Here is a 26,925-nt window from a genome sequence, read left to right as displayed (position 1 = left end):
TTTTTCAACGCACGCCTGCTGAACTTCAGGCCGCTGCCGCCAAAGCCGGCTCGCTCGTGTACGCACGCACCAAGCGCAGCAGTTCCTCTTCCGAGTACGGCTTGCCCAGGTAGTGGTTCACGCCCAGCGTGCGCGCGTAGTCGCGGTGCTTCTCGGCGATGCGCGAGGTGATCATGATGATCGGCAGCTCGGCCAGCGCGGCGTCGGCGCGGATGTTGCGCGCCAGGTCGAAACCGTCCATGCGCGGCATCTCGATGTCCGACAGCACCACGGCCGGGCGCTCTTGTTGCAGGCGTTCGAGCGCCTGCAGGCCGTCGGCCGCGAGCGACACGCGATAGCCTTCGCGCTGCAGCAGGCGCTGCGTGACGCGGCGCACGGTGATGGAGTCGTCGACCACCAGCACCAGCGGCACTTGCGGTGCAACCGGGGCCAGCACCGGCAACGGCTCCTGCGGCGCGCCATGGTCGGCCACGGCAGCGGCGGCATGCGCCGACACCGCCAGCGCGGCAGCCTGGCGCTCGCGCGCCTGCTCGCCATGCACCGAGGCCAGCGCCACCGGGTTGTAGATCAGCGCCACCGCGCCCGAAGCCAGCACCGAGATGCCGGCCAGGCCGGGCAGCCGCGCCAGTTGCGGGCCGAGGTTCTTCACCACGACTTCCTGGTTGCCCAGCACTTCGTCCACGTGCAGCGCAACGCGCTGTGCCGCGCTTCGCACGATCACGATGGTGTTGTTCTTGGCCGTCGCGTGTTCGCTGCGGGTCGAGGCCTGCAGCAGCGCGCCGGCCCAGTAGAACGGCACCTGCTCGCTGCCGAAGGGATGGCTGCTGTGCAGGTAGGCCGCTTCGAGGTCGGTCCCGCTCACGCGCTGCACCAGTTCCACCAGGTTCGACGGCACGCCGATCGACACCTCGCCCGCGCGCAGCATCACCACGTGCGTCACGGCGGTGGTCAGCGGCAGCACCAGCTTGAAGGTCGTGCCCTGGCCGGACGCGCTGTGCGTTTCGATGCGGCCGCCGAGCGCCGCGATCTGCGCGCGCACCACGTCCATGCCGATGCCGCGGCCGGCCAGCTCGGAGACCTGCCCGGCCGTCGAGAAGCCGGGCTTGAAGATCAGCTCGGTGGCTTCATCGGCCGACAGTTGCTGGTCGTGCCCGAGCAGGCCGAGTGCGCGGGCGCGCTCGGCGATACGCTTGTGGTCGAGGCCGGCGCCGTCATCGCGGAAGCTCACCGAGACGTCGTTGCCTTCGTGGTGCAGGTCGATGACGATCAGGCCGCTGGCGTCCTTGCCGGCCTTCTCGCGCACGGCCGAGTCTTCGATGCCGTGCGCCACGCAATTGCGCAGCAGATGCTCGAAGGCGGGCGTCATGCGGTCGAGCACGCCACGGTCCATTTCGATGGAGCCGCCGACGATGTCCAAGCGCACCTGCTTGCCGGTGTCCTTCGAGGCCTGGCGCACCACGCGGTAGAGGCGGTCGGAGATGCCTTCGAACTCCACCATGCGCGTGCGCAGCAGGCCGCGCTGCAGTTCGCGCGTCTGGCGTGCCTGCACGCTCAGGTCGTCTTCCGTGGCCTGCACCGTCTTTTGCAGCGTGCGCTGCACGGTGGCCACGTCGTTGACCGACTCGGCCATCATGCGCGTCAGTTCCTGCACGCGGGTGAAGCGGTCGAACTCGAGCGGGTCGAAGCTCTGCTGCGAATCCTTGGCTTGCGCCAGTCGCGACTGCATCTGGCTTTCGGCCTGCACTTCGATGTCGCGCAGCTGCTGGCGCAAGCGGTCCAGGTTGCCCGTGAGGTCGGAGAGCGAACCACGCAGTTGGCCCAGTTCGGCTTCGAGCCGCGAGCGCGTGATGATGACCTCGCCGGTCTGCGCGACCAGGCGGTCGAGCAGCTGGGTGCGGATGCGCACCGCCTGGCCCGATGCGGCACGCAGCGGCGCGAGCAGCGCAGGCGCCGGGCGCGGTTGCAGCATGGCCGTAGACGGCTCGTCGGCTTCGGACAGGTCTTCATCGCTGGTCACCGGCGCGGCCTTGGCGTCGTTCGCCGGCACGCCGGCATCCGGTGCCGTGACCTGCAGCAGCGAAGCGGCGACCGGTGCGGAAGCCGTGGCGGCCGCGACCAGTTGGGCCATCTCGACCTGCGTGGCATCGTCCGCGGCGCGCAGGGCGTCGAAGGTGGCTTGCAGCGTGTCCAGGCGCGTGAGCAGCTTCTCGATGTCGGAGCGCTCGGCGCCTTGGGAGCCCAGGACTTCGATCTCGGACTCCATGCGGTGCGCGCGCTCGCCCAGGCGCATGGCGCCGGCCAGCCGCGCGCTGCCCTTGAGCGTGTGCAGCGTGCGCAGCACCGAGGCGCGCGGCGCGCTGTCGTCGGGGTGGTGCGCCCACTGGCGCAGTGCCTCGCCCAGTTGCGGCAGCAACTCGGCGGCCTCTTCCTCGAAGATCGGGAACAGGTCGACGTCGACCGCATCGGCCAGGTCGATGGCGTCTTCGGAATCGTCCAGCGCCACGTCGGCCAGGTTGTTGCCGACCACGACCTGTTGCAGCGGACGCGCGGCTTCGGCGCGCATGGCCACTTCGGTGGGCATCGGCGCCGCGGCGATGTCGCGCAGCGCCTGCAGCGTGCCTTCGGCGGGGTCGCGCAGGAAGCCGACGGCGAACTGGTGCAGCAGGCGACGCAGTTCGTCGGCCGCGGCCACCAGCACCATGCCCTGCTCGCGCGAGCCGCTGCCCTGCATCTGCAGATGCTGCAGCGCTGCTTCGAGCAGGCGGGCCATCCCCGACAGGCTGTGGAAGCCGACGGTGGCCGAGCTGCCGGCCAGCGAATGGGCCAGCGCGATGGTGGAATCGGGCAGGCGTTCGTGCGATTCGAGCGCCCACTCGCCGACGTCGGTCGCCAGCTGGCGGGACCACTCGTCGGCTTCGTTGAGGTAGACGTTGTAGAGCGCGATGCCGATGCGCAGCGGGCCGATCACCTTGACCTGGTCTTCGGCGCTGGCTACGGCGGCGGCTTCTTCGGCGGCTGCCGCTACGGCTGCGGCTTCCGCGTGCTGTGCCGCCGTTTCCGGGGCTTCTTCGGTGGCGACGGGCGCAGCAGGGGTAACCAGGGCAGCGAGCGGCTCGGCATGTGCATGGACTGGCGCCTCATGCACTTCGACCGGTGCAACCGCTTCGGCGACAGCCGGCACGGGTTCTTGCACGGCCGCCGGTTCCGGCTCGGACGCCAGTTGCAGTTCCGGCACCGGTTCAGCAACCAGCTCTTCATGCGGCGGCTGTGCAGCTTCGATGACTTCGGGCTCGCCAGCCTCGACGGGCAGCGGCTCGGGCACCCATTCCAGATCGGGCAGGCCGGTGGCGGTCGGCACCGAGGCTTCGATGGCGGGCTCGGGTTCCGGAATGGATTCGGGCTCCGGCTGGGCAACGACGGGCTCTGCACGCGCAGCCGTCTTCGGCGGCGCCAGGAAGTCGAACTCGTCGCCGCTGGGCAGCGCCTGCAAGGCACCGGGCTCGGTGACCTGCTTGGCCTCGAAGTCGATGAAGTCGGTCGATGCGAAATCGTCGTCGGTCTCTGGCGCGGCCTGCTTCTCGGGCTCCTGCCATGCCAGCGTTTCGATGGCGGCTGCGGGTGCAGCGGCCGCCGGGGCGGGCGCTTCGAGGAACGACAGGTCGGGCAGGTCCGGCAGTTCCGACGGCGGCACTGGCGCGGCGACGGGTGCGGGCACTTCGGCAGCGATGTGGCGCGCGGCGACTGCCAGGGCCTCCGGGTCGGACAGGCGCACCGGCGCGGGCACCGGCTCGCCGGCCAGCAGTGCATGGGCCACGCGGCTGAACGGCGCGGCGTGCCACGAGTGCGGCTCGCCCGACGCGATGGCCTCGACCCACTGGCCGAATTCGCGCAGCGTTCTTTCGGTGCCGGACAGCAGTTCGGGCGTGGCGTTGCGCTGGTCGGCCAGCCATGTGTTGAGCACCTGTTCGAGCGACCAGGCCGCATCGCCGAAATCGGTCAGGCCGACCATGCGCGAGCTGCCCTTGAGCGTGTGGAACGCGCGGCGCAGGATGGTGAGTTCTTCGGTGTCGTCGGGATGGCTGCCGAGCTCGGTGATGGCGGCCAGGCCGTTGTGCACCACTTCGCGGGCTTCGTCCAGGAAGATGTTCTGCAGGTCGTCTTCTTCGAGCTCGGTCACCTCGGTGTCGTGCAGCGCGCCCGGGCCGGTGATCTTCGAGGTCCAGCTTTCGGTCTTGCGGCTGAACTCCTCGATCGGCGACAGCTTGGCCTTGCGGTTGGGCGTGGCAAGCGCGGCGAGCTTCGAGGCGATCTGCGCATCGACTTCCTCGATGCTGAGCACGACCTCGGCCGCCGGCGCCGGGCTCGGCGTGGCGCCATCGGCGGCGCCGCTGTCGACGGCCTGGCGGCCCATGAGCGGCTTCAGTTCGCCGGCTTCGGCGTCGAACACGAACAGGCGCTTGGCCAGCGCGGGCTGGTAGCCCAGCATGTCGATCAGGAAGCCGAGCGCGCCCAGGTTGTTGCCCAGCGCATCGAAGCCGGCCATTTCCTCGGCGGGCGAGGTGCTGACCAGCATGGCCTCGACGTCGTCGCGCATGCGCTGCACGGTGTGCGCGGCCTGGTCGAGCCCGAGCACGGAGAACACGCCGCGCATTTGCATCAGTTGCGTCGGCACGGTGCGCAGCAGGCCCTTTTCGGCGGGGCGGCGGAAGTACTGGTCGAGCGACTTTTCAAGTTCGCTCAGGTGGCTGCGCAGCTCGTCGACCACGGTGCCCATGGTCTGGCGATCGCTCACGCGGCGATACAGGTCTTCCATCCACGGCTCGAGCGGCTCGGAATGGCCGCCCGCGCGCACGCGTTCGATGCGGCCGGCCAGCTGCAGGGTGCGGGCGGTGAGCTGCGGATCGCTCGGGTCGAGGTCTTCGAGCGCGGCTTCCAGATACAGCACCGAGGTGGCGACTTCCATCGCGAGCTCGGTGTCGGGCGCGTGGCCGGAACGCACGGACGCTTCGACCGCATGGGTCAGCGCCTGCACCATCGGCAGGCTCGGCGGATGCAGCTTCTGCAGCGACTCGCCCAGCTGCGCGAAGGTGTCGGCCACCTGGCGCGTGCGGGTGATGTCGCCGCCCGAGAGCGCCGACCACATTTCCTTGGCGGTCTCGATGCGCTTGCGCGCCTGCGCGAGCACCAGCGGATCGAAGCGGCCGAACTGCTCGACGGTGTAGTCGATGTACTGCTCGCCGGCGATGCCCCAGGCGCTGCGCACCGTGCGCAGCGTGGCGGCGTCGTCTTGCGCGGCGGGCACGGCCTGCGCGCAGAAGAACAGCAGGTCTTGCCCGAGCCGGTCGGACACCACGCTGTCGCCGCGCGCCAGCGTGGCGTACTGCAGCAGCACGCGCGTGGCGGCGCGCTTGACGTAGGCGTCAGCCGGAATGCGGTTCAGCGCGAGGGCTTCGAAGAAGCCCGCGGCCAGGGTCCAGAAGCTGGCCACGCGGGGCAGCAGCGCACCGCGTCCGAGCCCCAGGCACAGCGCATGCAGCCGTCGTGCGGCCTGCGCGTCGCCGCTCTTGATCAGTTGCAGCACTTCGCGGTCGAGCCGCGAACGCACGGCCGGGTCGTAGGCCACGGCCGCCTGCGTGAGGGCCGGCTTGATCTCGACCCAGCGCCAGGTGGTGCTCCAGAGGTCGGCCGGGTGCACGCGCTCGTTGCCGACCAGTTCCAGCACGTCGCGGTACTGCGGAAACAGCGCCACCGACGACACGGGCTTGCCGGCCAGCAGGGCGTTGAGGAAATCGGTGACGGCAAAGCCGGCACGCTCGATCTTGTGGACTGCGCTGTCGGTGCAGCGCTGCGGATCGGCAATGAAGCCCTGCACCGCGAACTCGATGGCACCGAGCACCAGCGCCGGCGAGGTATGCCCCACCATCTGCAGCGCACCGACGGCCTGGTGCAGTTGCTGGCGGGCCATCTGCAGCGGGCCGCTTTCGGGCTCCGCCGCCGAGCCCACGTCGCGCACGAAGCGCCGCAACGACTTGCCCACACCGTCGAGGGATTTCTGGATTTCTCCCAGCACCCAGGCCAGCGGCCCGAGGTCTTCGGTGGCCGGCACATTGCCGGCGAGGGGGGCCGTGGCAGGGGTTTGAATCGACACGTTGGTTGCTCGCCGTTCTTATCTTTTGTCAGGCAATCTTGAAACGGGCGACCGAGCGGCGCAGTTCCTCGGCCATCTGCGACAGTTCGCGCACCTGCTGGGCGGTGGTGCGCGTACCTTCTCCGGTCTGCTCCGTCACCGCAAAAATGTGCTGGATGTTCGCGGCCACCACGTTGGCCGAATCGGCTTCGCGGGAGGCGGACTGCGAAATCTGCTCGATGAGGTCAGCGAGTCGGCGCGACACGCGGTCAATCTCGGTCAGCGCAGTACCTGCGTTGTCGGACAGCTTGGCCCCTTCGACCACACCCTGCGTGGAACGCTCCATGGCGCCCACCGCGTCTTGCGTGTCGGTCTGAATGGCCTTCACCAGCGCCGAAATCTGGCGCGTGGCGTCTGCGGAGCGTTCAGCAAGGCGCTGCACTTCTTCCGCCACCACCGAGAAGCCTCGGCCGGCTTCACCGGCGGATGCTGCCTGAATGGCGGCGTTAAGAGCCAGCACGTTCGTCTGTTCGGTAATGTCCGAGATCAGCTCGGTGATTTCGCCAATCTCTTGCGACGATTCGCCCAGGCGCTTGATCCGCTTGGAGGTTTCCTGGATCTGGTCGCGGATGGAGTTCATACCGCCGATGGCGTTCTGCACGGCCTGCAGACCCGACGATGCGGCTTGCAGCGACTGGCGCGCCACCGTGGCGGACTCTTGCGCTTGCGAGGACACCCCGTTGATTCGCTCGGCCATGGTCAGCACCGACTGGCCGGTTTCGCGAATTTCGCGCAGCTGTTCGGTCGAGGCGGCGAGCAGTTCGGTCGAGGTGCTTTCCACCTGCGACGTCGTCTGCGCCACGCGCGTTGCCGTGTTCTGCACGTTGCCCACCAGCAGTCGCAGTTCTTCCACCGTGTAGTTCACCGAGTCGGCGATGGCGCCGGTGATGTCTTCGGTCACGGTCGCTTCTTGCGTCAGGTCGCCTTCGGCCACTGTCTGCAGTTCGTTCATCAGCCGAAGAATGGCGGCCTGGTTGGCGTTGTTGATGCGGCCCGCTTCTTCGGAAGACTGCTCGGCAGCCAGACGTTCGCGTTCGGCGTTGGCGGCACGCTCGCGGCCTTCGCGCACCTGCACGAAACCGATGGCGCCGGCCAGTGCCAGGGCAGCCAGCGACAGCACGAACAGCAGCACGATGGTGCCGGCGCCCAGGCCGGTGCGTGCCGAGAGCTTGTCTTGCAGGTCGCCCAGCGACTTACGCAGCGGCTCGCTGTCGGTCAGGATGGAAGCCTGCGCTTCGCGCGCGGCCACCAGACCTTGCAGGTTGCCCAGAATGGCGGAAGCCTGCGTGCGCATCTGCTCGTAGGTCTTCAGGATGGCTTCGAGCTGCTGGCGGGTCTGCGGGTCTTTCGAACCGGGGAAGCGCTGCTGCGCATTGCCGTCGAGCAGGCCACGGGTGGTTTCCTGGAAGGTGTTCAAGTCCTTGCCGAGCAGGAACACGGCGTCGGGGTTCACACCCTCGACCGTGAAGAACTCGTTGGTCGACTTGCCGATACGCTGCGTCAGCATCACGAGCTGGCCGGCGGCGGAAATTTCAGGCAGCGTGGCGTTCTGCTGCATCTTCAGCGACGCGACGGTTTCCGTCATTTCGAGCAGCGTGGACGACTGCTGGTTGATGTCGCGCAAGGCGGCACCCACCTGGGTCAGGATCTGGCGCTGGGCCAGCACGGCCTTGGCGCTGGCGTCGGCGCGTGCGACGAGAGGATTGATCTTGTTCATCTCCTCGTCGTACTGGTTGCCCACGCGTTCGAGGCGCAAGGCATCGTCGCCGTTGGTGAGGCCCGACACGCGGCGCGAGAGGTCGTCGGCGCTGTCCTTCACTTCGACGAACGCCGAGGCGCTGCCGACGAGGGCCTGCGAGATCGACTTGGCCAGACGCTGCGACTGCATCAGCGACTGGCCGGTGGCTGCCACCTGTTGCGCGAGGCGTTCCGCGCGAAGAATGGCGGAACCGGCCACCAGCAGCAGCAGCAACACCACGACGGCCAGCATGATCGCCAGGATGCGCTGCTGCCGCGCGGGGTTCGCGCCGATGCGGCCGCCCCCGGCGTCTTGAGGCGCGGCGTCGGGCGCCATGGCGCCCGGCTCGTTGGCGGCATCGCCACCGCCGGGCAGGGCTGCATCGCCGAAGCCGGTGTCGAGCGACGTGGCGGCGGAAGCGCTTGCGCCCTTCTTGGCCAGCCGCACGGTTTTTTCGTCCGGAACCTGAACCGTATCGACATCGTCGAGCGATATCGAACCGGAGCCGTCGACGCGGGCCTTGTCGTTCCCGTTGCTCACGGGCAGTAATTTCTTGAACTTGTCGGCGATCGAGCTCACGGTCGGTCCTTCAGGTGGTTGCCGGTACGGCGTGCCGGAGCACTACGCACCAATACTCAAAAACTGGGGTTGCTGCGAAAGCGCCTGCAGGTTGACTTCCTGCCAGCGCTCCCCTGCCGCGTCGGTGTACAGATGCCCGTGCCAGGCAGGTGCTTCTGCGCCCGGAGCCTCGGAAGCCGTGAAGGCCTCCGCGCCCCGCAACCCCGCCAGTCGATCGACCAGCAATGCGCAGTTGACTTCGAGCAGCTCGTTGAAGGCAACGAGCCGCGACTGGATGCGCGCCGCCTCGGTGGCGGCCGCTGCGCCGCCCGAAGCACCTGCGGCACCCGCGGCGAACGCCGACAGCTGCACCACGCCATAGAGGCCGCCGCGCAGGTTGGCAACGCCGAGGAACCAGGGCTCCGTGTAGGGCACGGGCTGTGGCGGCGTCCAGGGAAAGATTTCGCCGGCATGCCCCAGCGGAAAGAGGTACTTGCCCTCGCCCGCCTCGACCGCCAGCCAGGTCGCGGCCACGCCGGTCGTGCGAGCAGCCTGCAGGCGGCTCGCCAGCCGGGACTGGAAGGCTCTCAGAGCATCGCGATTCGCCATGGACTCGGCAGGCTCTCGCTCAGGCCAGCGCGCTGATCTTGGACATCAGGTCCGCGGCGTTGACCGGCTTGACGATGTAGTCGCGCGCCCCCTGGCGCATGCCCCAGACGCGATCGGTTTCCTGGTTCTTGCTGGTGCACAGGATGATCGGGATCGCCGCGTACTTCGGGTCGCGGGCGATGGCGCGCGTGAGCTGGAAGCCGTTCTGGCCGGGCATCACGACGTCCATGAGGATCAGGTCGGGATGCTCTTCCTCGAGGCGGCGCATCGCGTCGTCGGCGTTTTCGGCGGTCTTGACGGCAAAGCCGTTTTTCTGGAGGAGGTCGGTCAAGAACACCAATTCAGTCTTGGAGTCGTCGACGACGAGGATTTTTCGAATAGGCATTACTGCACTTCCTGTTGAACGATGCCAAACTGCTCCACGGCCTGAAGCAGTTGGTCTTTGGTGAAAGGCTTGGTCAGGTAGTCCTGGGAGCCGACCATGCGGCCGCGCGCCTTGTCGAATACACCGTCTTTCGACGACAGCATGACGACCGGAACGTTGGAAAAATGGGCATTGCGCTTGATGATGGCGCAGGTCTGATAGCCGTCGAGACGCGGCATCAGGATGTCGCAGAAAATCAGATGCGGCTTGTGGTCGTTAACCTTGGAAAGTGCGTCGAAGCCGTCTTCCGCCAGAAGAACCTCGTGCCCACCCTGCTTCAGAAAAATCTCGGCACTGCGCCGGATGGTGTTGCTGTCGTCGATGACGAGCACCTTGTAACCTGATCCATTCGGGCCCATTGCAAACGCTCCTGCTCATGAGACTTGGAAGCCCGCCGCGCCGAACACCGACGCAGACCGCGTAGCTCTATCTATGCCATGCTTTCAGATTTCAACCATTTCGAAGTCTTCCTTGCGCGCACCGCACTCAGGACAGGTCCAGTTCATCGGCACATCGGCCCAGGCCGTGCCTGCCGCGATGCCGTCTTCCGGTACACCAACCGCTTCGTCATAGATCCACCCACAAATCAGGCACATCCAAGTTTTCGTATTCATCGGAGCTTAAAGTCCTTGTTCATTAAATGCAACGAGTGTATCTATGCGTATCTCACTGGCCGACCGTAAACGTCGCGCCTATGCCACCATCCAGGGGATTCCGCCCGGCGTATGACCATCTACTTACTTCCAGCAGGTAACGCTCGCAAACCGGGCGATCTTAACGACCCCTCGCCAGACGACGAGGAGGTGGCCGAGCGCGACCTGAATCCCCCCTGCGTGCTGGTGTTCAATGCCAGCGACCCGAGCGGGGCCGGGGGCCTGGGTGCCGACGCCCTGGCCATGGCGTCGGTGGGCGCACACGTTCTGCCCGTGGTCACGGGGGCCTATGCCCGCGACACCGCCGAGGTGTTCGATCATTTCGCCTTCGACGAGGAGGCCATCGCCGAGCAGGCGCGCTCCATCCTGGAAGACGTCGAAGTCCAGTTGATCAAGGTGGGCTTTGTGGGTACCCCCGAAGCCCTGAGCACCATCGCCGAGACCGCCTCCGACTACCCCGAGGTGCCGCTGGTGGCCTACATGCCCAACCTGTCGTGGTGGGACGAAAACCTGATCGAGGGCTACCTCGACGCCTTCCGCGAACTGGTCCTGCCTCAGACGACGGTGTTGGTTGGCAACCACAGCACCCTGTGGCGCTGGCTGCTTCCCGACTGGAGCGGCGAGCGCCCGCCCGGCGCGCGCGACATCGCCAAGGCCGCCGGCGAGTTCGGCGTGCCCTACACGCTGGTGACCGGCATGGTGCTGCCCGACCAGTTCATCGACAACGTGCTGGCCTCGCCGCAGTCGGTGCTCACCAGCGAGAAGTACGAGCGGCTCGAAGCCGTGTTCGCCGGTGCCGGCGACACCCTGTCGGCCGCCCTGGCCGCGCTGCTCGCGAGCGGCACCGACCTCGTGGCCGCGACCACCGAAGCCCTGGCCTACATGGACCGTTGCCTCGATGCGGGCTTTCGCCCCGGCATGGGCCACGTGCTGCCCGACCGCCTGTTCTGGGCCGAGCCCGAGGACGACGAAGACGATGAAGACCCGGACGCCGCGCCCGACTTCGCCCTCCCCCCTCACGACACCCGACACTGATGACTGATCGCAACGACATTCTTTTCGAACGCGCCCGCGCCGTGATTCCCGGCGGCGTGAACTCGCCCGTGCGCGCCTTCAAGGCCGTCGGCGGCACGCCCCGCTTCATCCAGCGCGCGCAGGGCGCCTACTTCTGGGACGCCAACGACAAGCGCTACATCGACTACATCGGCTCCTGGGGTCCGATGATCCTGGGCCACGGCCACCCTGCCGTGGTCGAGGCGGTACAGAAGGCCGTGCTCGAAGGCTTCTCGTACGGCGCGCCCACCGAGCGCGAGATCGAACTGGCCGAAGCCATCCTCGCGCTCGTGCCATCGATGGAGATGGTGCGGCTCGTGAGCTCCGGCACCGAAGCCGCCATGAGCGCATTGCGCCTGGCGCGCGGCGCCACCGGCCGCAAGAGCATCATCAAGTTCGAGGGTTGCTACCACGGCCACGCCGATGCGCTGCTGGTGAAGGCCGGCTCCGGCCTTGCCACCTTCGGCAACCCGACCTCGGCCGGTGTGCCGCCCGAGGTGGTGCAGCACACGATCGTGCTCGAGTACAACAACCTGCAGCAGCTCGACGAAGCCTTCGCGCTGCACGGCAACGACATCGCCTGCCTGATGATCGAAGCCATCGCCGGCAACATGAACTTCGTGCGCGCCACGCCCGAGTTCGCGAAGCGCTGCCGCGAGCTGTGCACGAAGCACGGCGCGCTCCTGATCTTCGACGAGGTGATGACCGGCTTTCGCGTCGGCCTGCATGGCGCGCAAGGCGTGCTGGGCATCAAGCCCGACCTTACGGTGCTCGGCAAGGTCATCGGCGGCGGCATGCCGCTGGCGGCATTCGGCGGCCCGCGCGCCATCATGGAACAGCTCGCGCCGCTCGGTCCGGTCTATCAGGCCGGCACGCTCTCGGGCAACCCGGTGGCCACTGCCTGCGGCCTTGCCACGCTGAAGGAAATTGCCAAGCCCGGTTTCTACGAAGCACTGGGCAAGAAAACCCGCTCGCTGGTCGAAGGCCTGAAGGCCGCCGCGGCGGCGGAAGGACAGCCCTTCAACGGCGACAGCGAAGGCGGCATGTTCGGCTTCTTCCTCATGAAAGACCTGCCGCAAAACTATGCCACCGTGATGACAACCGACAACGCAAAATTCAATGCGTTGTTCCATGGTTTGCTCGATCGCGGCGTGTATATTGCCCCCGCGCTTTACGAAGCAGGCTTCGTGAGCGCCGCCCACAGCGACGAAGACATCGCTGCCACCATCGAAGCTGCAAGACAGATCTTCAGAACGCCTTAGCCCACCATGAATCCCCTGCGCATGCTGCCGGTGTCGAGTGCTCTCCTTGCTCTTCTCTTACCCGGCCTGGCAGTTGCGCAGTCCTTCGACCCGAAGAACATCTGGGTCAATCCGGGCTTCTATTCGGCGCACTTCGACAGCGGCAAGGGCCTGGAAAACGTCAACCCGGGGCTGGGCTTCGAGTACCCGCTGAGCGACACCTACCGCATCACGGCCGGCACCTTCCACAACAGCGACCGCCGGCAATCGAAGTACGTCGGCTTGTATGTGCTGCCCTTCGAGTTCTACGGCGTGAAGTTCGGCGCGGTGGTGGGCGGCTTCGACGGCTACCCGAACTACCGCAACGGCAACTGGTTCCCCGCCATCATTCCGACGGCGGCCATCGAAGGCAAGAACTGGGGCCTGAACATCGCGTACGTGCCGACGATCAAGAACCGCCTCTACGGCGCGCTCACCTTCCAGGTGAAGTACCGGTTCGGCAACCACGAGTAGGCAGGCAGCGCCAGGAACACCGCGGAACCGGCTTTGCCGGACCGCTGGTGTTGCCCCCGACAGGGGGAAGGAGCCGCGCGACACGAAGTGCGCGAAGCCCCAAGGGGCAATCTCAGTGCCGGAAGTGGCGCACGCCCGACAGCACCATCACCACGCCGCGCTCGTCGGCTGCATCGATCACTTCCTGATCGCGCATCGAGCCACCCGGCTGGATGACACAGCTCGCGCCCGCATCGACCACCACATCAAGGCCGTCGCGGAACGGGAAGAAGGCGTCGCTCGCCACCGCGGTGTTCTTCAGCGACAGGCCCGCGTGCTCTGCCTTGATGCTCGCAATGCGCGCCGAATCGAGGCGGCTCATCTGGCCCGCGCCCACGCCCATCGTCATGCCATCGGCGCAGAACACGATGGCGTTGCTCTTCACGTACTTCGCGACCTTCCATGCGAACAGCAGGTCTTGCAGCTGTTGCGGCGTGGGTTGCTTCTTGCTGACCACCTTGAGGTCGCTGGCCGCGAGCTCGTGGTTGTCGGCGGTCTGGATCAGCAGGCCGGAGCCGACGCGCTTGACGTCCATCGCATTGCGGCCGTTGTCCCAGTCGGTCGTACCGCCCTTGGGCAGTGAGATCTCGAGCACGCGCACATTGAGCTTGGCCTTGGTGGCCTGGAACACTTCGAGCGCTTCGGGCGTGTAGCCCGGTGCCATCAGCACTTCGACGAACTGCTTGGCGATCTCTTGCGCGGTCGCGCCGTCGACCGGGCGGTTGAAGGCGATGATGCCGCCGAAGGCCGAGGTCGGGTCGGTCTTGAAGGCCTTGCCGTAGGCTTCGGCCGCATCCTTGCCGATGGCCACGCCGCAGGGGTTGGCGTGCTTCACGATCACGCAGGCCGGCACATCGAAGCTCTTCACGCATTCCCATGCCGCATCGGCATCGGCGATGTTGTTGTAGCTCAGCTCCTTGCCCTGCAGCTGCTTGGCCGACACCAGCGAGCCGGGGGCCGGATGCAGGTCGCGATAGAACGCGGCCTGCTGGTGCGGGTTCTCGCCGTAGCGCAGGTCCTGCACCTTCACGAAGCGGCCGTTGCTTTGCGCGGGGAACAGCGAGCGCTTGGGCGCGGGCTGGCCGATGCTGGCGTCGAAGTCGATGGCCGAGAGGTAGTCGCTGATGGCGCCGTCGTAGTCGGCGATGCGGTTGAACGCGGCCACCGAGAACGCGAACTTGGTCTTGTCGCTGAGCTTGCCGTCGGCCTTCAGCTCGGCGAGCGCCACGGCGTATTGCGAGGCGTCGGTCAGCACGCCCACGTCTTTCCAGTTCTTGGCCGCGCTGCGCACCATGGCCGGGCCGCCGATGTCGATGTTCTCGATCGCGTCTTCGAGCGTGCAGCCGGGCTTGGCCACGGTCGCTTCGAACGGATAGAGATTGACGATCAGCAGGTCGATGGTGTCGATGCCATGTTCCTTGATGGCTGCCACGTGCGCGGGCAGGTCGCGGCGCGCGAGCAGGCCGCCGTGGATCTTCGGGTGCAGCGTCTTCACGCGGCCATCGAGCATTTCAGGAAAGCCGGTGTGGTCGGCGACTTCGGTCACGGGCAGACCGGCGTCGGCCAGCAGCTTGGCGGTGCCGCCGGTGGACAGCAGCTTGATGCCCAGCGCGTGCAGCGCCTGGGCGAATTCAAGGATGCCGGTTTTGTCGGAGACGGAGATGAGTGCAGTCTGGGCCATGGGATATGCCGTGGAGTTATTTCAAAAGTTTGTGCTCGACCAGCTTCTTGCGAAGGGTGTTGCGATTCAGGCCCAACCATTGCGCGGCTTTGGATTGGTTGCCCTCCGCGCGCGTCATGACGACGTCGAGCAGAGGTTTCTCGACCACGCGCACGAGCATCTCGTACATGCCGTCGGGTTCGGTGCCGCGCAGATCGCGAAAGTAGCTGTCAAGACTGGTGCGCACGCAGTCCTCGATGTGTTTCTTGCTCATTGCTTCTTCTCTTTTTTTCAACCGACGGCGCAGGCCGTCTCCTCTTCACCTGGCAACGCCTCTTCGTCCACCAGGTGCTGCACGGGCATGCGATCCATGCGGTCCGCCAGCCCGTCGAAATAGTCGCCGACCGCACGCAGTTGCTCGGCACAGTCCTCGATGAGATTCATGCACGCGCGGAACGCTTCGCCGTCGGGCAGCGTACGCACGTACCAGCCGATGTGCTTGCGCGCGGTGCGCACGCCGCTGTAGTCGCCGTACAGCGCATAGTGCTCCACCAGATGGTCGAGCAGCAAGCGGCGCACTTCCGCCACCAGTGGCGGCGCGCGGTGCTCGCCGGTTTCCAGGAAGTGGGCGATCTCGCGAAAGATCCAGGGCCGGCCTTGCGCGGCGCGGCCGACCATCACCGCGTCGGCGCCGGTGGCCGCGAGCACGTCGCGCGCCTTCTCGGGCGAGCGGATGTCGCCGTTGGCCACCACCGGCACGCGCACGGCGGCCTTGACGGCGGCAATGGTGTCGTACTCGGCGAAGCCCTTGTAGCCTTGCTCGCGCGTGCGGCCGTGCACGGTGAGCATCTGCACGCCGGCCGATTCGAAATCGCGCGCGAGCTTCACTGCGTTACGGTGTTCTTCGCTCCAGCCGGTGCGCATCTTGAGCGTGACCGGCACGTTGTACGGCTGCGCGGCGTCGACCACGGCCTGCACGATTTCAAGCGCCAGCGGCTCGTCGCGCATCAGCGCCGAACCGGCCCACTTGTTGCAGACCTTCTTGGCAGGGCAACCCATGTTGATGTCGATGATCTGCGCGCCACGCTCGATGTTGTAGACCGTGGCCTCGGCCATCATGGCCGCGTCGGTGCCGGCGATCTGCACCGCGATGGGGCCAGGCTCGCCATCGTGGTTGGCGCGGCGCGAGGTCTTGAGCGTGCCCCACAGTTCCTTGCGCGAGGTGACCATCTCGCTGACCGCATAACCCGCGCCGAGTGCACGGCACAGCATGCGGAAGGGCCGGTCCGTCACGCCGGCCATGGGCGCGACGAACAGGCGGTTTTCCAGCGTGTGGGTGCCGATCTGCAGGGTCATTTGGAAGGGAGCTGTGCGAGTTCGGCTGCTGAAAAATGAGGCACGATTGTAGCCACGTGGCATTTCAGCGACTGAAACGATTTGCGCCTTCGGCACAGGCGTAAACACCGTTGCTTCGCGGGGACTTCTCCCACGTGGCCGCGACGTGAGCGCTGCCTATACTCCGCCGACCTTATGGAAGCCTGGCTCAATTCCCTCATGGCGCTGCTGGCGCTGCCGCAGTACGGTCTCTCGACCCTGTTCGTCGCCGCATTCGTCTCCGCGACATTGGTGCCGGTGGGCTCCGAACCCATTCTGTTCGGCCTGCTCAAGCTCAACCCCGACCTGTTCTGGCAAGCCATCGTGGTGGCGACCGTGGGCAACACGCTGGGGGGTGCGGTCGACTGGTGGATGGGCTACGCCGCCCACAAGGTGGCCGACAAGTACGCGCACTCGAAGCACCACGTGCGCGTGCTCGGCTGGCTCGAACGCCTGGGGCCGAAGGCCTGCCTGCTGAGCTGGCTGCCCATCGTGGGCGATCCGCTGTGCGCGGTGGCGGGCTGGCTCAAGCTGCCGTTCTGGCCCTGCGTGGCCTACATGGCGATCGGAAAATTCCTGCGCTATGTGACCATGACGGTCGGGTTGCTCTACATCTTTCCGTCTTGAGATGAGACACGCGCCGAAGCGTCAGCTCAACAGGCCGTAAGGGCCGCCGCGTTCCAGCGCGCGCTTGTAGGCAGGACGCGCGTGGATGCGCTCCAGGTACGCCATCAGCTTCGGCCGCTTCGAATCGAGCCCGCCACGCGCCTGCGAGGCCTCGACCGGAAAGCTCATCTGGATGTCCGCGCCGGTGAAGGCATCGCCCGCAAACCACTCGCTCTTGCCAAGCTCTGCTTCCATGAAGTTCAGATGGCTCGCGATGTTCGGGAGGATGAACGCCGACTTGGCCTTCGCCGCGATCGCCTTGGCCACAGGCTTCGCGAAGAACGGCATCTTGCTCGTTTCGATGCGGTCGAACACCAGCTTCAGCAGCAGCGGCGACATGGCCGTGCCTTCGGCGAAGTGCAGCCAGTAGCGGTAGCGGATCGCTTCCGGCGTGCCGGCCGCGGGCGCCAGGCGGCCGTTGCCGTAGCGCTCGATCAGCGTCTCGACGATCGCACCCGATTCCGCGAGCGTGATGCCGTCATCTGTCGTAACCACCGGTGACTTGCCCAACGGATGCACGGCCCGCAGAGAAGCGGGTGCCAACATGGTCTGCGGATCGCGCTGGTAGTGAACGATCTCGTAGGGCAACTCGAGTTCTTCAAGCAGCCAGAGCACACGCTGCGAGCGCGAGTTGTTCAGATGGTGGACGGTGAGCATGGGTGGCAGGCCTTGTGGAGAAATCGGAGCGCGCGCAGTCTAACAACAGGCCCACGGGGCTTTGACACCCAGTGACACAGCGCCCCCGCCTACGGGGAACCCGCGCACCTGCTTCCTACACTCACGCGAATGAAAAAATCCATCCGGCACTGCAAACCCCTGGCAGCCGGCCTCTGGCTCGGCGCCCTCGCCTGTCATGCGTGGGCGCTCTCGCCCGAGGATGTTTTTCGCAAGGCGTCGCCCGCGGTCTGGACCGTCAAGGGCGACCAGGGCACCGACAAGACCAGCATCGGCAGCGCGGTGGCCGTGACGCCTGCGGCACTGGTCACGGCCTGCCATGTGGTGAACGAGGCGGTGTCGGCCACCGTGACCCAGGGCCAGACGACCATCAAGATCAAGAGCGTCCTGCGCGACCCCGATCCATCGCGCGACCTGTGCGTGCTGTTGACCGAGACACCGCTGCAATTGCCGGCCGTGCAGATCGCACCGGCCGAAGGCCTGCGTGTCGGCCAGCGCGTGTTCGCCATCGGCAGCCCGCACGGGCTCGAGCTCACATTGACCGAAGGCCTCATCTCCGCCTTGCGGCCGCGGGCACAGGGCCAGTTGCCGATCATCCAGACCTCCGCGCCGGTGTCTTCGGGTTCGAGCGGCGGCGGGCTCTTCGATGAAGAAGGCCGTCTGGTCGGCGTCACCGACAGCGTGGCGCCCGGCGGCGCGAACCTCGGCTTTGCCTATCCGGCGCAGTGGGTGATGGAACTGCCGCCGCGCGTGATCGCGGAGATGGCGAAGTGGCGCGACCTGCTGAAGAACGTCGGCGTGGTGCTCGATGCCAACGGAGAGCCCACGCCTTCGGGCCATGCCGATCTGGCCGATGAAGCCGGCCTGCCGGCCGTTGGTGCAGACCCCGCGCAGATACGCATCGCGTACCGCCAGTTCCTGCTGCAGGCACGGCCGCGCGCGTTCCTGATCACCAGCGACAACAAGTTCGGCACCGCCACCAACTCGGCCGCGCTGACCGAGCACCTCAAGGGCTGCGCGGAACGCAAGGTGGTGTGTGCCGCCTATGCGGTGGACAACACGGTGGTGTGGGGCAAGCAGCAGGCGGCCAAGTAGCCGCGCTGCGAATCAACTCAGGAACTGAACAGGAAGTTCATCACGTCGCCATCCTTCACGACGTATTCCTTGCCTTCCGAACGCATCTTCCCCGCGTCCTTCGCGCCCTGCTCGCCCTTGAACGCGATGTAGTCTTCGAAGGCGATGGTCTGGGCGCGGATGTAGCCCTTCTCGAAGTCGCCGTGGATCACGCCGGCCGCTTGCGGGCCGGTGTCGCCGATGTGGATGGTCCAGGCGCGCACTTCCTTCACGCCGGCGGTGAAATACGTCTGCAGGCCCAGCAGCTTGAAGGCCGCGCGGATCAGGCGGTTCAGGCCCGGCTCTTCCTGGCCGATTTCGGCCAGGAACATCTTCTTGTCTTCTTCGTCCATCTCGGCCAGGTCGGCTTCGATCTTGGCGCAGATGGCGACCACGGGCGCGCCCTGCTTGGCGGCGTACTCGCGCAGGCGATCGAGGTACGGGTTGTTTTCAAAACCGTCCTCGGCCACGTTGCCGACGAACATCGCGGGCTTGGCGGTGATGAGCGTGAACGACTTGACCAGCGGCAGCTCTTCCTTCGTGAACTCGAGCGCGCGCACCGGCGTGTTTTCGTTCAGCGCGGCCTGGCAGCGCTCGAGCAGGCCGACCAGCTTTTGCGCGTCCTTGTCGCCCGAGCGGGCCACCTTGGTGTGGCGGTGCAGCGCCTTCTCGACCGTGGCGAGGTCGGCCAGGCAAAGCTCGGTCTGGATCACTTCGATGTCGGAGATCGGGTCGACCTTGCCGGCCACGTGGATCACGTTCTCGTCGTCGAAGCAGCGCACCACGTTGACGGTGGCGTCGGTCTCGCGGATGTGGGCCAGGAACTTGTTGCCCAGGCCTTCGCCGGTGCTGGCACCGGCCACGAGGCCGGCGATGTCGACAAATTCGACGATGGCGGGCACCACGCGCTCGGGGTTGACGATCTCGCTCAGTTGCGCGAGCCGGGGGTCGGGCACTTCCACCACGCCCACGTTGGGCTCGATGGTGCAGAACGGATAGTTTTCCGCCGCGATGCCGGCCTTGGTCAACGCATTGAAAAGGGTGGATTTACCGACGTTGGGCAGGCCGACGATGCCGCATTGCAAACTCATGGGGGGTCCTCTTGGGTAACCGGCGATTTTAGGCGAGCAAGGTTTCAGGCCCGCCCGGCAGGTCTTCGGGCCGCTTTTCAGGGCCCTGGAATCTCAGGGTTAGCCCCGATTAGCAAACGTTTGCGCAAACGTTTCCGGTGGTTAACATCGGAGCCCCGGCCAGAGACCGGCGTACCGCTCAACCACCTCAGGAGACACACACCATGAAGTTCACCCGCCGTACCCTGCAAAGCGCTGCCGCACTGACGCTGCTGGGCGCCATCGCCGCATCGCCCGCCTTCGCCCAGGACAAGCCGAAGGTCGCGCTGGTCATGAAGTCGCTGGCCAATGAATTCTTCCGCACCATGGAAGACGGCGCCAAGGCGCACCAGAAGGCCAACGCCTCGCAGTACACGCTGGTGGCCAACGGCATCAAGGACGAGACCGACACCTCCGCCCAGATCAAGATGGTCGAGCAGATGATGGCGCAGAAGATCAACGCGCTGGTCATCGCGCCCGCCGATTCGAAGGCGCTGGTGCCGGTAATCAAGGCGGCCATCGACAAGGGCATCCTCGTCGTCAACATCGACAACCAGTTCGACGCCGCCGCCCTCAAGGAAAAGGGCATCCAGGTGCCCTTCGTCGGCCCAGACAACCGTGCCGGCGCCAAGCTGGTGGGCGACGCGCTCGCCAAGGAGCTGAAGGCCGGCGACAAGGTCGGCATCATCGAAGGCGTGTCGACCACCTTCAATGCGCAGCAGCGCACGCTGGGCTATCAAGACGCGATGAAGGCCGCCGGCGTGACGGTGGTGGGCGTGCAGTCGGGCCAGTGGGAAATCGACAAGGGCAACACCGTGGCCGCCGGCATGCTGCGCGAGCACCCCGACCTCAAGGCGCTGCTGGCCGGCAACGACAGCATGGCACTGGGCGCGGTCGCCGCGGTCAAGGCCGCCGGCAAGACCGGCAAGGTGCTGGTGGTGGGCTACGACAACATCGGCGCCATCAAGCCGATGCTGGCCGATGGCCGCGTGCTCGCCACGGCCGACCAGTTCGCGGCCAAGCAGGCCGTGTTCGGCATCGAGACCGCGCTGAAGGCCATCGCCGACAAGAAGAAGCAATCGGAGATGCCCGCCGAAGTGAAGACCGACGTGGTGCTGGTCACCAAGTCGTCGAAGTAAATGTTGCTCGCCCCCAGGCTTCGCGCACTTCGTGTCGCTTCGCCAACCCCTACCGGGGGCAACATCAACGGCCCGGCGAAGCCGGTTCCGTGGTGTTTCTGGAATGAATGAGGTTGCCCATCGATGGCTGATAACGATCGCAGCGCGCCCGTGCTCTCGCTGAGTGCGCTCGGCAAGGACTACGCGGCGCCGGTGCTGGACGACGTCTCGCTCGTGCTCAACGCCGGTGAAGTGCTTGCGCTCACGGGCGAGAACGGCGCCGGCAAGAGCACGCTGTCGAAGATCGTCTGCGGCCTGGTGCAACCCACGCGCGGCCAGATGCTGCTCGACGGCAAGCCGTTCCATCCTGGCTCGCGCCGCGACGCCGAGCGTCAGGGCGTGCGCATGGTCATGCAGGAGCTGGGGCTGGTCACCACGCTGTCGGTGGCCGAGAACCTGCTGCTCGACCGCCTGCCCAACAAGACCGGCTGGATACGCAAGGCCAGGCTGCATGAGCTGGCCGCGCGCCAGCTCGCCAAGATCGGCATGGAAAACATCGACCCGGCCACGCCCGTGGCGCGGCTGGGCATCGGCCAGCAGCAGATGGTCGAGATCGCGCGCAACCTGCAGGACGACACGCGCGTGCTGATGCTCGACGAGCCCACCGCCATGCTCACGCCGCGCGAGACCTCGCACCTGTTCGAGCAGATCGAACTGCTGAAGGCGCGCGGCGTGGCCATCGTCTATGTGTCGCACCGCCTCGAAGAGCTGCAGCGCATCGCCGACCGCGTGGCGGTGCTGCGCGACGGCAAGCTGGTCGACGTGCGCGCGATGGCCGGCGTGCGCGAATCCGAGCTGGTGCAGCGCATGGTGGGCCGCGCGGTGCACGAGCACGAAGGCCGCGACCGCCGCGTCGCCGGGCCGGTGCTGCTGAGCGCGCGCGGCCTGGGCCGGGCACAGGTGGTGCGCGATGTCGACATCGACTTGCGTGCCGGCGAGGTCATGGGCCTGGCCGGGCTGGTCGGCTCGGGCCGGACCGAGCTGGTGCGGCTGCTGTTCGGTGCCGATCGCGCCGATCGCGGTGAAATTTCCCTCTATGACGCGAAGACCGGTGCAGAGCCCGTGCAGCGCGTGCGCAAGGGCTGGCGCTCGCCGATGCAGGCCATCCGCGCCGGCATCGGGCTGGTCACCGAAGACCGCAAGTCGCAAGGCCTCTTGCTCACCCAGTCGATCCGTGTCAACGCGACGCTGAGCGACCTGGGCGCGATCTCGCATGCCGGCTGGCTGCTGCGCGCCAAGGAGCGCGGCATCGCGCAGCGGCTGGTGGAACTGCTGCGCATCCGCTCGCGCAGCATCGAGCAACCGGTTGCCACCCTGAGCGGCGGCAACCAGCAGAAGGTGGTGTTCGCACGCTGGCTGCACCGCGAATGCAAGGTCCTGCTGCTCGACGAGCCCACGCGCGGCGTGGACGTCGGCGCGCGCGCCGACCTGTACGCAGAACTCGACCGCATGACCGACGCCGGCAAGGCGCTCTTGATGGTGTCGAGCGACCTGCGCGAGCTGATGGCCATGTGCGACCGCATCGGCGTCATGAGCGCCGGCCGGCTGGTGGCGGTGTTCGAGCGCGGCGAATGGAGCGAACAATCGCTGCTGGCCGCCGCTTTCAGCGACGCGACAGGGCATACCGCAACCACCTCGCCAACCTCGCCACGCCCAGCCTCCACCGCCCCCGATTCGACCCCGGCCACCGCAGACACACCATGACCGCACCCGCTTCGACATCCACCGCGCCGTCCGCGCTCAAGGGCCAGCTGGGCACCTACCTCGGCCTGACCGTCGTGCTGGTCGGCATGATCGCGCTCTTCGGCTCGATGAGCGAATACTTCCTGACGCGCGAGACCTTCGTCTCGATCGCCAATGAAATCCCCGCGCTGGCCGTGATGGCGGTCGGCATGACCTTCGTACTGATCATCGCGGGCATCGACCTGTCGGTCGGCTCCGTGCTTGCGCTCAGCGCCGCCGTGACGGCGGCCGCGATTCTCGAATGGAAGCTCTCGGTGCCGCTGGCTGCCGCGCTCGGCCTGGCCACCGGCCTGGTGTGCGGCACGGTGACGGGCGCGGTGTCGGTCGCATGGCGGCTGCCGAGCTTCATCGTCTCGCTGGGCATGCTCGAAGCGGTACGCGGCGGCGCCTACCTTGTCACCGACTCGCGCACGCAGTATGTGGGCGACGCCATCTCGGGGCTGGCCGCGCCGTGGATCGGCGGCATCTCGGCCGCCTTCGTGCTGGCCGTGGTGCTGGTGGTCGTGGGGCAGATGGTGCTCACGCGCACGGTGTTCGGCCGGCATGTCGTGGGCATCGGCACCAATGAGGAAGCCATGCGCCTGGCGGGCGTGGACCCACGCCCCATCCGCATCATCGTGTTCGCCGTCACCGGCCTGCTGGCGGGCCTTGCGGGGCTGATGCAGTCGGCACGGCTCGAAGCAGCCGACCCGAATGCCGGCGTCGGCATCGAGCTGCAGGTGATCGCGGCCGTGGTCATCGGCGGCACCAGCCTCATGGGCGGACGCGGCTCGGTGGTCAACACCTTCTTCGGTGTGCTCATCATCGCGGTGCTCGAAGCCGGGCTGGCCCAGGTGGGCGCGAGCGAGCCGAGCAAACGCATCATCACCGGCGCCGTGATCGTGGTGGCCGTCATCATCGACACCCTGCGCCAGCGCCGGGCCGACCGTCGCCTGGCCTGACACCCCACCGCATCAGGAACGGACAAGCACCATGGCCACCATCAAGGACGTCGCACTCAAGGCGGACGTTTCCGTCACCACCGTGTCGCACGTGGTCAACGACACGCGCCACGTGAGCGCCAAGGTGCGCGAGCGCGTGGAGCTTGCCATCCGCGAGCTGGGCTACGTGCCCAACGCGATGGCGCGCAGCCTGAAGAGCAACACCACGTCGACGCTGGGCATGCTGATTCCGAACAGCTCCAACCCCTACTTCGCCGAGATCGTGCGCATCGTGGAAGACCGCTGCTTCGGCGCCGGCTATACGCTGGTGCTGTGCAACACCGACGACGAGCCGCATCGCCAGAGCGTGTACCTGCAGGTGCTGGCCGAGCGCCGCATCGACGGGCTGATCGTGGTGTCGACCGGTGCCGGCACCGACCACAGCGACTCGCTGGCCAAGCAACTGCACGGCCTGCGCGTGCCGACCGTGCTGGTCGACCGCGAGATCGCCGACCCGGCCTGCGACCTGGTGGAAACCGCGCACATGCAGGGCGGCCTGCTCGCTGTGCGGCACCTGCTGTCGCTGGGCCACAAGCGCATCGCCTGCATCGGCGGACCGGTGGGCGTGATGCCGAGCGAACAACGCATCGAAGGCTGGCGCATGGCGCTGGCCGAAACCGGCGCGACACCCGATATCGCGAACGCCGACGCGTTGCTGTGGCGCGGCGGCTTCACCAGCCAGGGCGGCTACGAGGCCATGCACGCCATTCTGCGCACCGAAGAAAAGCCGTCGGCCGTGTTCGTCTGCAACGACCTGATGGCCATCGGCGCGCTGCGCGCTGCGCATGAAAGCGGCGTGCACGTGCCCGACGAACTTTCCATCGTCGGCTTCGACGACATCGAACTGTCGGCCTACACCAGCCCGCCGCTGACCACCGTGGCACAGCCCAAGGAGCGCATCGGCGCGCTGGCGGTCGACATGCTGCTGGAGCGCGTGGGCGGCAAGCGCCGCGATGCGCGCAAGGTGGTGCTGCAGCCCGAGCTGCGCGTGCGTGCCTCGACGGCACGGCACGCCAGTTTTCGCGAAGCGGCCGCACCTGCTTCTTCTGCGGCGCCCTCGGCCGCCACGCCTTCAACGGAAACCCGAAAGTCCCGCACCCCGTGAGTCCGCAGTCTTCTTCCAGCCGCAGCAGCAACGCCACCACGGGCAGCCAGCCACCACGCATCGTGGTGCTGGGCAGCCTCAACATGGACCTGGTGCTGCGCGTGCCGCACGCACCGGCCGCGGGTGAAACCCTGCTGGGCCATTCGATCGCCAACATCCCCGGCGGCAAGGGCGCCAACCAGGCCGTGAGCTGCGCGCGCGAAGGCGGGCAGGTGCAAATGATCGGCTGCGTCGGCGACGACGCGCACGGTGCCGCGCTGCGCGATGCGCTCGAGCGTGACGGCATCGACACCGCCGCGCTGCGCACCGTGGCTGGTGAGCCCACCGGCACGGCGCTGATCCTGGTCGAGGACAGCGGGCAGAACCGCATCGTGATGATTCCCGGCGCCAACGCGAAGGTCGAGATCGACGAGGCCGCGCTTCGCCGGCAGGTGCAGGGCGCGGCCTTCCTCGTGATGCAGTTCGAGACGCCGATGGATCAGACGGCGCGCGCCATCGCCGTGGCACATGGCGCGGGCTGCAAGGTGCTGCTCAACCCGTCGCCGGTGCAGGCCATCGCCGAGCCGCTGTGGCCGCAGATCGACACGCTGGTGGTGAACGAGATCGAGGCCCAGACGCTGTGCGGCCAGTCGGCCGACAGCCCGCAGGAAGCAGCCGTCGCCGGCCAGGCGCTGCGCGCCAAGGGCATCGCGCGCGTGGTCGTCACGCTCGGTGCGCGCGGCGCCGTGGCGGTCGATGCCGACGGCGCGCGCCACCATCCCGCGCCGAAGGTGCAGGCGGTCGACACCACCGCCGCCGGCGACACCTTCCTGGGCGCGCTGGCCGTGGCGCTGGGCGAGGGCCAGTCCTTCGACGAGGCCGTGCGCCTGGGCATCCGCGCCGCCGCGCTGTGCATCCAGCAGCCCGGTGCCCAACCCTCCATTCCGCAGCGCGACGCCGTGCTGCGCAGCCCCATGCCACCCGACTGGATCATGCTGTGAAACGCTCCCCGCTGCTGCACGCCGAACTCTCCCAGGTGATCGCCGCCATGGGCCATGGCGACATGCTCGTGATCGGCGACGCGGGTCTGCCGATCCCCGATGGGCCACGGCGCATCGACCTTGCGCTCATGCGCGGCGTGCCGCTGGTCACCGACGTGCTGAAGGCCGTGCTGTCCGAGATGCAGGTGGAAGGCATCGTGGTCGCGGACGAGGCGCTGGGCGATGCGAAAAAGCTGCCGGACTGGTACCCGCAGTCGCTCGGCATCGCGCCGCAGACCGTGTCGCATGAAGAGTTCAAGCGCCGCACGGCCAAGGCGCGCGCGATGGTGCGCACGGGCGAATGCACGCCCTACGCCAACATCATCCTGGTCGCCGGCGTGAGTTTCTGAGGCCGGGGCGCGCGGCGGGCGCCTTCCTCCTTATTTATTCGAACCGGTAGTTCGCGCCCACGGCCTGCCCCACCTTGAGCATGTGTTCCACGCCCTGGATGACGATGCAGTTCATGCCGAAGGTGATGCCGCCATCGACACGCGCATCCGCGCGGTAGGTGCGCAACGTGTCGCCGACCTCGGGGCTGCTCAGGGCCGTGGCCGGGTCGATGTCGGGGATCGGGCAGCGCGTGCAGGGCTTGACGGGGCGCAGCTCGGCCTCGCCTTCGCCGGTGGTGACGTGCAGCGCGTCGACCCGGTCTTCGTCATGCGACTCGATGCCGGCCAGCACGATGTTGGGCCGAAAGCGCTCGATGCCCACGGCGCCATGGCCTTGCGCCGCGAGCCGCTCGTTCAGCTCGGCCAGCGAGCCTTCGCTGGCCACCAGCACCGGATAACCGTCGGCGAACTGGTTCTGCGCCTCGACGCCATCGGTCCACTTCATGCTCGACAGGCGCTTTTGCTCCGGGTCGAAGCGCACGAGGCGCAGGGTCTGCGGCTTGCCCGGCTCGGAGAGAAAGTCGCTGAACCACTGGGCGGCGATGTCGCCCATGTCGTAGGCCGCCACGTCGTCGTTCCATACGCGCACGCGCACCGGCTTTTCGACGCGGTCGAAGGCCAGGTGCAGCGCCAGCATGCCGGGTGCGCGCAGCACCACTTCCATGTGCTTCATCTGCGGCCGGATCAGCGCCATGCGCGGCAACTGGCGTTGCGTGACGAACTCGCCCTGGGCGTCGACCACCATCCAGGCGCGGTCGAATTCGAGGCCGGTCTCGGTCAACAGCATTTCGGGCAGCTCGACGCCGGCGCAGGACTTGACCGGGTAGATGAACAGGCGCGCAATGGTGGCTTCGAGGTCGAAAGCGGGCTGGGACACGGTGGGGGTTCCTTGGAAATCG

The 26,925-nt window shown here is 67.2% G+C and carries 23 protein-coding genes; 11 read left to right on the top strand and 12 right to left on the bottom strand.

All coding sequences use genetic code 11. From position 1 onward, the window contains the following. Positions 1-25 precede the first annotated feature (25 nt). The 6 genes from BLQ28_RS28495 to BLQ28_RS28470 all read right to left on the bottom strand — a co-directional run bounded on the left by BLQ28_RS28495 (position 26) and on the right by BLQ28_RS28470 (position 10,130). Positions 26-6,148 carry a hybrid sensor histidine kinase/response regulator gene (locus tag BLQ28_RS28495; RefSeq protein ID WP_093246687.1) on the bottom strand — a complete coding sequence of 2,041 codons (6,123 nt, stop codon included), beginning with the start codon at positions 6,146-6,148 and terminating at the stop codon, positions 26-28. Between the two features lie 28 nt (positions 6,149-6,176). Next, on the bottom strand, positions 6,177-8,504 hold the full coding sequence (locus tag BLQ28_RS28490; protein ID WP_093246686.1) for a methyl-accepting chemotaxis protein: 2,328 nt from the start codon (positions 8,502-8,504) through the stop codon (positions 6,177-6,179). A gap of 42 nt (positions 8,505-8,546) precedes the next feature. Continuing rightward, positions 8,547-9,092: a chemotaxis protein CheW gene (locus BLQ28_RS28485; RefSeq protein ID WP_093246685.1), complete on the bottom strand. Its 546-nt coding sequence runs from the start codon at positions 9,090-9,092 to the stop codon at positions 8,547-8,549. 19 nt (positions 9,093-9,111) lie between these two features. Then, positions 9,112-9,477: a response regulator gene (locus BLQ28_RS28480; protein WP_093246684.1), complete on the bottom strand. Its 366-nt coding sequence runs from the start codon at positions 9,475-9,477 to the stop codon at positions 9,112-9,114. Continuing rightward, positions 9,477-9,875, bottom strand: coding sequence for a response regulator (locus BLQ28_RS28475; RefSeq protein ID WP_093246683.1), 399 nt, complete (start codon positions 9,873-9,875; stop codon positions 9,477-9,479). Before BLQ28_RS28475 ends, BLQ28_RS28480 begins: the two co-directional genes overlap by 1 nt. Positions 9,876-9,959: 84 nt before the next feature. Beyond that, the gene (locus BLQ28_RS28470) at positions 9,960-10,130 is read right to left on the bottom strand and encodes a rubredoxin (RefSeq protein WP_007838397.1); all 171 of its coding nucleotides are present in this window, start codon (positions 10,128-10,130) and stop codon (positions 9,960-9,962) included. A 111-nt stretch (positions 10,131-10,241) separates the two neighbouring features. Here BLQ28_RS28470 and BLQ28_RS28465 point away from each other — a divergent pair, with 111 nt between their 5' ends. Genes BLQ28_RS28465 through BLQ28_RS28455 form a run of 3 tightly spaced genes read left to right on the top strand, consistent with a single transcriptional unit; the run spans position 10,242 to position 12,976 of the window. Beyond that, the gene (locus BLQ28_RS28465) at positions 10,242-11,204 is read left to right on the top strand and encodes a bifunctional hydroxymethylpyrimidine kinase/phosphomethylpyrimidine kinase (protein ID WP_093246682.1); all 963 of its coding nucleotides are present in this window, start codon (positions 10,242-10,244) and stop codon (positions 11,202-11,204) included. Beyond that, positions 11,204-12,484 carry a glutamate-1-semialdehyde 2,1-aminomutase gene (gene hemL, locus BLQ28_RS28460; RefSeq protein ID WP_093246681.1) on the top strand — a complete coding sequence of 427 codons (1,281 nt, stop codon included), beginning with the start codon at positions 11,204-11,206 and terminating at the stop codon, positions 12,482-12,484. Before BLQ28_RS28465 ends, hemL begins: the two co-directional genes overlap by 1 nt. 6 nt (positions 12,485-12,490) lie before the next feature. After that, positions 12,491-12,976, top strand: coding sequence for a hypothetical protein (locus tag BLQ28_RS28455; RefSeq protein WP_093246680.1), 486 nt, complete (start codon positions 12,491-12,493; stop codon positions 12,974-12,976). 112 nt (positions 12,977-13,088) lie between these two features. Here BLQ28_RS28455 and purH read toward each other — a convergent pair whose 3' ends face one another. From purH to dusB, 3 genes are read right to left on the bottom strand one after another with little or no spacing between them, the layout of a single operon-like run. Further along, positions 13,089-14,696 carry a bifunctional phosphoribosylaminoimidazolecarboxamide formyltransferase/IMP cyclohydrolase gene (gene purH / locus BLQ28_RS28450; RefSeq protein ID WP_093246679.1) on the bottom strand — a complete coding sequence of 536 codons (1,608 nt, stop codon included), beginning with the start codon at positions 14,694-14,696 and terminating at the stop codon, positions 13,089-13,091. A 16-nt stretch (positions 14,697-14,712) separates the two neighbouring features. Then, a complete protein-coding gene (locus BLQ28_RS28445) occupies positions 14,713-14,949 on the bottom strand; it encodes a Fis family transcriptional regulator (protein WP_007838304.1) in 237 nt (78 codons plus the stop codon). 17 nt (positions 14,950-14,966) lie between these two features. Then, positions 14,967-16,031: a tRNA dihydrouridine synthase DusB gene (gene dusB / locus BLQ28_RS28440; RefSeq protein WP_093246678.1), complete on the bottom strand. Its 1,065-nt coding sequence runs from the start codon at positions 16,029-16,031 to the stop codon at positions 14,967-14,969. 174 nt (positions 16,032-16,205) lie between these two features. Between dusB and BLQ28_RS28435 the strand changes: the two genes are divergently transcribed. After that, entirely contained in the window at positions 16,206-16,676 is a 471-nt protein-coding gene (locus tag BLQ28_RS28435; RefSeq protein WP_093246677.1) for a YqaA family protein, read from the top strand. 21 nt (positions 16,677-16,697) lie between these two features. On the opposite strand, the gene BLQ28_RS28430 is transcribed toward BLQ28_RS28435, so the two are convergent. Then, positions 16,698-17,372: a glutathione S-transferase gene (locus tag BLQ28_RS28430; protein WP_093246676.1), complete on the bottom strand. Its 675-nt coding sequence runs from the start codon at positions 17,370-17,372 to the stop codon at positions 16,698-16,700. Positions 17,373-17,501: 129 nt separating this feature from the next. Between BLQ28_RS28430 and BLQ28_RS28425 the strand changes: the two genes are divergently transcribed. Next, entirely contained in the window at positions 17,502-18,485 is a 984-nt protein-coding gene (locus BLQ28_RS28425) for a trypsin-like peptidase domain-containing protein (RefSeq protein ID WP_093246675.1), read from the top strand. 17 nt (positions 18,486-18,502) lie between these two features. Here BLQ28_RS28425 and ychF read toward each other — a convergent pair whose 3' ends face one another. Next, on the bottom strand, positions 18,503-19,594 hold the full coding sequence (gene ychF, locus BLQ28_RS28420) for a redox-regulated ATPase YchF (protein WP_093246674.1): 1,092 nt from the start codon (positions 19,592-19,594) through the stop codon (positions 18,503-18,505). Positions 19,595-19,797: 203 nt separating this feature from the next. Between ychF and BLQ28_RS28415 the strand changes: the two genes are divergently transcribed. From BLQ28_RS28415 to rbsD, 6 genes are all read left to right on the top strand, one after another. Beyond that, entirely contained in the window at positions 19,798-20,751 is a 954-nt protein-coding gene (locus BLQ28_RS28415; RefSeq protein ID WP_093246673.1) for a sugar ABC transporter substrate-binding protein, read from the top strand. 123 nt (positions 20,752-20,874) lie between these two features. Next, complete coding sequence (locus BLQ28_RS28410) at positions 20,875-22,494, top strand: sugar ABC transporter ATP-binding protein (RefSeq protein ID WP_093246672.1); 1,620 nt, start codon at positions 20,875-20,877, stop codon at positions 22,492-22,494. Next, the gene (locus BLQ28_RS28405) at positions 22,491-23,474 is read left to right on the top strand and encodes an ABC transporter permease (RefSeq protein WP_093246671.1); all 984 of its coding nucleotides are present in this window, start codon (positions 22,491-22,493) and stop codon (positions 23,472-23,474) included. The genes BLQ28_RS28410 and BLQ28_RS28405 overlap by 4 nt, the downstream gene beginning before the upstream one ends. Positions 23,475-23,505: 31 nt before the next feature. Then, positions 23,506-24,618 carry a LacI family DNA-binding transcriptional regulator gene (locus BLQ28_RS28400; RefSeq protein ID WP_093246670.1) on the top strand — a complete coding sequence of 371 codons (1,113 nt, stop codon included), beginning with the start codon at positions 23,506-23,508 and terminating at the stop codon, positions 24,616-24,618. After that, positions 24,615-25,598 (top strand): ribokinase, encoded by a 984-nt coding sequence (gene rbsK / locus BLQ28_RS28395; RefSeq protein ID WP_256327494.1) that lies wholly within the window; start codon positions 24,615-24,617, stop codon positions 25,596-25,598. The genes BLQ28_RS28400 and rbsK overlap by 4 nt, the downstream gene beginning before the upstream one ends. After that, positions 25,595-25,987, top strand: coding sequence for a D-ribose pyranase (rbsD, locus tag BLQ28_RS28390; protein WP_093246669.1), 393 nt, complete (start codon positions 25,595-25,597; stop codon positions 25,985-25,987). Before rbsK ends, rbsD begins: the two co-directional genes overlap by 4 nt. Positions 25,988-26,021: 34 nt before the next feature. On the opposite strand, the gene BLQ28_RS28385 is transcribed toward rbsD, so the two are convergent. Continuing rightward, positions 26,022-26,903: an MOSC domain-containing protein gene (locus BLQ28_RS28385; protein WP_093246668.1), complete on the bottom strand. Its 882-nt coding sequence runs from the start codon at positions 26,901-26,903 to the stop codon at positions 26,022-26,024. Between the last annotated feature and the right edge of the window lie 22 nt (positions 26,904-26,925).

Source organism: Variovorax sp. EL159 (assembly GCF_900100965.1).
GTDB lineage: Bacteria > Pseudomonadota > Gammaproteobacteria > Burkholderiales > Burkholderiaceae_C > Variovorax.
Note: the sequence above shows the minus strand (reverse complement) of the source record. Positions and strands in the feature narration are given on the sequence as shown.

Bases quoted from the DNA above. Each gene is read 5' to 3' on its own strand.
- dusB (WP_093246678.1), bottom strand. From the start codon at position 16,031: ATGACCCTGCAGATCGGCACCCACACGCTGGAAAACCGCCTGTTCGTC.
- BLQ28_RS28485 (WP_093246685.1), bottom strand. From the start codon at position 9,092: ATGGCGAATCGCGATGCTCTGAGAGCCTTCCAGTCCCGGCTGGCGAGC.
- BLQ28_RS28470 (WP_007838397.1), bottom strand. From the start codon at position 10,130: ATGAATACGAAAACTTGGATGTGCCTGATTTGTGGGTGGATCTATGAC.
- BLQ28_RS28430 (WP_093246676.1), bottom strand. From the start codon at position 17,372: ATGCTCACCGTCCACCATCTGAACAACTCGCGCTCGCAGCGTGTGCTC.
- ychF (WP_093246674.1), bottom strand. From the start codon at position 19,594: ATGAGTTTGCAATGCGGCATCGTCGGCCTGCCCAACGTCGGTAAATCC.
- BLQ28_RS28410 (WP_093246672.1), top strand. From the start codon at position 20,875: ATGGCTGATAACGATCGCAGCGCGCCCGTGCTCTCGCTGAGTGCGCTC.
- BLQ28_RS28415 (WP_093246673.1), top strand. From the start codon at position 19,798: ATGAAGTTCACCCGCCGTACCCTGCAAAGCGCTGCCGCACTGACGCTG.
- BLQ28_RS28480 (WP_093246684.1), bottom strand. From the start codon at position 9,477: ATGCCTATTCGAAAAATCCTCGTCGTCGACGACTCCAAGACTGAATTG.
- hemL (WP_093246681.1), top strand. From the start codon at position 11,204: ATGACTGATCGCAACGACATTCTTTTCGAACGCGCCCGCGCCGTGATT.
- BLQ28_RS28400 (WP_093246670.1), top strand. From the start codon at position 23,506: ATGGCCACCATCAAGGACGTCGCACTCAAGGCGGACGTTTCCGTCACC.
- purH (WP_093246679.1), bottom strand. From the start codon at position 14,696: ATGGCCCAGACTGCACTCATCTCCGTCTCCGACAAAACCGGCATCCTT.
- BLQ28_RS28425 (WP_093246675.1), top strand. From the start codon at position 17,502: ATGAAAAAATCCATCCGGCACTGCAAACCCCTGGCAGCCGGCCTCTGG.
- BLQ28_RS28405 (WP_093246671.1), top strand. From the start codon at position 22,491: ATGACCGCACCCGCTTCGACATCCACCGCGCCGTCCGCGCTCAAGGGC.
- BLQ28_RS28435 (WP_093246677.1), top strand. From the start codon at position 16,206: ATGGAAGCCTGGCTCAATTCCCTCATGGCGCTGCTGGCGCTGCCGCAG.
- BLQ28_RS28455 (WP_093246680.1), top strand. From the start codon at position 12,491: ATGAATCCCCTGCGCATGCTGCCGGTGTCGAGTGCTCTCCTTGCTCTT.
- BLQ28_RS28475 (WP_093246683.1), bottom strand. From the start codon at position 9,875: ATGGGCCCGAATGGATCAGGTTACAAGGTGCTCGTCATCGACGACAGC.
- BLQ28_RS28465 (WP_093246682.1), top strand. From the start codon at position 10,242: ATGACCATCTACTTACTTCCAGCAGGTAACGCTCGCAAACCGGGCGAT.
- BLQ28_RS28445 (WP_007838304.1), bottom strand. From the start codon at position 14,949: ATGAGCAAGAAACACATCGAGGACTGCGTGCGCACCAGTCTTGACAGC.